This is a genomic window from Cupriavidus sp. 8B, from assembly GCF_054589115.1.
In genome coordinates this window covers 1-4108 of sequence record NZ_BAAILO010000009.1, presented here as the reverse complement: position 1 = coordinate 4108, position 4108 = coordinate 1, and the positions used below count along the sequence as shown (strand labels likewise).

The following is a 4108-nucleotide window of genomic DNA, read 5'->3' as shown; positions in this document are numbered from 1 at the left end:
CCTTCGCGCTCCCAGCGGCGCACCGTACTGGGAGCCCGTCCGATGCGCTTTGCGAATTCGTTGATCCGATAAACCTTGCTCATGGCGAGCAATTATCGATACTTCTTCTGAGCAAGAATGGAGTATCAGTTGCTCGCTCCGGCTCGAGACCGAGAGACTGATTACCGCGCCGCCGCTTGTTATGCTCTTGTCCCGCGAATGTCAAGATCACTCAGAGGAAGCTCGAGCCAAGCCGACTTGCTCAGGACGTGGGCCTGAGCAGCTAAGGTGTAATTGATTGGTGCATCCGCAGGTGTTAGCTGACAAGTTCGGCGGTAGATGCCCGGCCCATGAAAGAACCAAGCTCCAGGCGTAGGGCAGAGTGCCCAAGGATCTCCAATTCGTCAGGCACGGTTTTGACCTTCACGCGCTTCGCGGCGATCTTGAAGGTGGCTTCCTTTTGCAGCGCTTTGCGCACTCGTGCCCGTGCATCTTCGCCCAGGTCAAGGTAAGCCGCGATGCCAGCCTCGGCCTCGCTCTCCGCGGTCCTTGTCAGCTTCCGTTGCGCTTCGGTGGTCTCAGCGATCGGCTCGGCCACAGTCAGCTTAGGTGCGCCCGCATTTGCCATCTGCACTTCGATCTCGCTAAGTCGCAAATTGTCGCGGATCGCCTTCATCAGGTACATCGCTGGCGCCTTCACCTTGCCACTCTTCACGCGGAAGCGCGTCAACTCGATTGCGGCTTTAATCCGTTCATCGGTATATTCGTCCCGGTTCTCCACCAGCTCGTCCAGATGCTTCTTACTGAGACCAAAACCTTTGACCAGAGTCTCATAGAGGTCCTTCAGTTCGTGAGGCGAATTGAAGTCGAGCACCAGCTTACCGGCGGCGTTGTCCCGCAACTTGAACCGAAGCGCGGCAACGCGGCGAGAGCCTTGTGCGTTCTTCGTTTCAAACTCAACGTGCAAGTCCGTCAGCTCATTAATCTGCTTGATACCCTTGTCAAGAACCTGGCGCTTGAACTCTTTATATTCAGTGAGCGACTTGACCGAGTCGGCATTCACCCAGCGTCGTATCTCGTCCAGAGGAATCCACTCCGTGGTTCCCATGAATCGCAGGGAGCTCAAGCGTTCGTAGAGAATGTAGGCGTAGCTGAAGAGCGCCGCCGACATCCGCAACGATAGATACGTGTAGCGCTGAGGATCCTTCAGTTGTCGGTGGATCATCTCGTCAACCTTGAACGTGATCCTGCCGCCAGCAATCGCGACAGGCCCGAGCAATGGTATGGAGGCCCACTGAGGATCGCCGCCTTTGCTGCCCTCAACGGTCACCTGCACCGACGACTGTTGGCACTCACGCAGCACCTTCTTGAGGTGAGTGATGTTGTTCGACTTCTCGTACTTGGCAAGCCACTTGAAGTAGCCTAGATCAAGGTCATAGTGGGTCTGGTCCGGCCGTTCCGACACCTCGAGCCAGAGCGCGTTGATCGTTCGGCGTGCCAACAGGCTCAGCGTGGTAACGTCAATCAGGACATTGGTCTTTCGGTACCCGATATCACGCGGCGATTCGGTAATTGCGCTGTCAGGTCCGAGTTGCTCCCGCACGGCAGTGAAGATGTCGAAGCCGAGCTGCTCCGGCGTCGTTTTCCTCACGATGTTTGCCATGCTCTCCCTCGCCCCTCAGCGTCAATGGACGTTACTATCGTGGCTAAGGTGTAATTGGTCAAGTTAACAATGCCACCATCGTCAGCGGTTGGTAGATATCCGGCCCAGATCAAAATTCCCAAAGTGATATGCATTGGTGCGAATCTGCTCTTGAGCGCGGTTCTCGCCATTGCCTGTCCGAACGTGCGCATTGCCGCTATGCCCGAACCAACTAATAGCACCATCGCTACCAACCGATATCACCATAGAAATCCTGAGACGACGGCAAAGCGAACTACAGCGCGGGTTCCAAGGACTTATCCACAGCCCTGACCAATGAACTACACCTTGCACCAACTGTTAACGCCTTGGCACCAATCAATTACACCGCGACGCACCAAAGGCTTACACGTTAACGTACCAATCAATGCCACCTATTGACCAACCACTATCACCTCCTGACCAAAGGTTAACGCTTTACTCGCCGTAACTGTTTGATTTTAAAGGAGAAAATAGGTCCCGTAATAGCTGTTTGTTTACAAGCAAGAAAGCTTGCTAGCAAGTGATGGGAGCAAAACAACGTCGACCCACCGTTGCTCACCCCAAAGCCACGATCCTCTATCTATGCCAACCTGGTGAGTGCAGAGCCGTTTTTCGCGGCACATCACTGGGATACTTCCCTACGGCCTAAGCCCGCTAACCCTTATGGCGTAACGCTTTGCGAGCGATAACTGATTACAAGGTGTAATCGATTGGTGCGGTTTCCTATCCTTGGTAGACAAAGTGATACGCATTGGCACAGAGAATTGGTCATGCGAGCACCGATCCTCAAGGTGTAACTCATTGGTGCAGATTGGGTTCTTACAAGACCCTGTCTCGCCAAACGTGACGACAACGCATCACAGAAGAACCTTCAAATGGTGCCGATTGCCATTCCGACCCCAGCGTTGACCTCCAGGGCCGAGTATTCACCAACGAATATCACCTTGCCTCAGGTTCAAGCACGCAAGACTTCCCCAAGCCATGCTGGAAGCACTTGTTGACGCTTTGAAAACCAATGAATACCACCTTGAGTCGGCGATCGAGCAGCATCATCCCAGGTGTTTGGCCGATTCTTGAAGCTTTGCCCAACTGGCGCGCGTGGAACTGTGCCACGCAAGCTGCATCCATAAAAAGTACCGCGTAAAGCGGGCCGCTACTGCGGTCGACGTCAAGGCCACCTGCCAAGCCCGCCGCGCAACGCCATAGAATTCGCCCCGTAACCGGCGATGGGTGCCAAGAAGCCGGGCAAGGTGGAAGTCATTGGTATCCTTGCTGTCTGACTCTCTCGAAGTCACACGCCTCCTCACTTAATCTGATGTGGTTCGCTTGCTTCCGATATTTGCATTACGAGCCAAGGTGGTATTGGTTGGTGCGCTAATGCCAGTGGGGCTTCGCAAGAGGTGGCATTTATTGGTGTGACTTTCGCGCCGAAGCGTCAGATCCGATGGATCTGACGCTTCGGAGCAAAGTGGTATCCGTTGGTTCGACCTGCGCATCAATGCGCCAAGGTGTCGACGACTGCACACGGACCATGGCGCCGGGCGAAGGTGGAAGCGATTGGTGGCAACGCGGAGTCCCGGGATCACGATGATGCAAGTGAGTGGTGTGGCATCGGAGTTACAGGAAGAAAATCCTGTAACCTATTGATTTTTATGACAAAGTATATCGATTTGAGTGCCGAAAACAATGTCCTCTACCGGACAAAGTGATAGTAATTGGTAGCGCCTCACGGCTCGGCCGTCGCTCAGGTGCTATTGATTGGTGCCTCCTGACCGCAAAGGTGTAATCGATTGGTACCAAGCGGTGATATCGCGTGACGTATGAGATATCCAGGCTAAATAACTGATGTAAAACGAGAAACTGATTAGAAGCATGTTCACGAAGTGCCACCAACAATTACCACCTTGCTGGGGATAAGCTGACAACCGAGCATCCAAGGTTCTGAACCGATTCCGCCTCCGTCAAATCCACCAAACGGTACCACCTTAGGTCAGGATACAAGTCGACTTATAGGCTCTATAAGGGTTACCTCGGTAGCAGTCACTCACAAAGGTGAATTGGCGCAGTCAGAATAGGCCGGGATTCCACCAACGGGTACCACCATAGCGCTATGGAATCAGCCGCGGGCCTCCTGGACGCGTGCGAATCTGTACCAACCAATGACACCTTAGACATCTTCCTGCCGGTAGAGCGAGAGTAGGTACTGACATCGCCAACGCTAACATCACCAATCGATATCACCTTGGTCGTAAGCGAGTCGGCAGGGCCGTGGTGACTGCGCGCTAGGAATAGCATTATGGTCGCCAATCGCCAACTTTCGGCATAGTTCGGTCTCCGGCATAAACCTGCTTGTACTAAACCGCTGACGCGGTAGTGGGAGGGAAGCGGAAGTCAGTGCCTGCGTTCGGTCAGGAAGGTTGTCTGGTGCCGGGACCAGGGAAGGGA

Annotated in this window: 1 protein-coding gene; it reads right to left on the bottom strand. The window is 54.1% G+C overall.

Annotated elements, in window-relative coordinates; translation table 11 throughout:
• Nucleotides 1–295 precede the first annotated feature (295 nt).
• On the bottom strand, nucleotides 296–1642 hold the full coding sequence (locus tag ACYP5B_RS00945) for a RepB family plasmid replication initiator protein (protein WP_459568213.1): 1347 nt from the start codon (nucleotides 1640–1642) through the stop codon (nucleotides 296–298).
• Between the last annotated feature and the right edge of the window lie 2466 nt (nucleotides 1643–4108).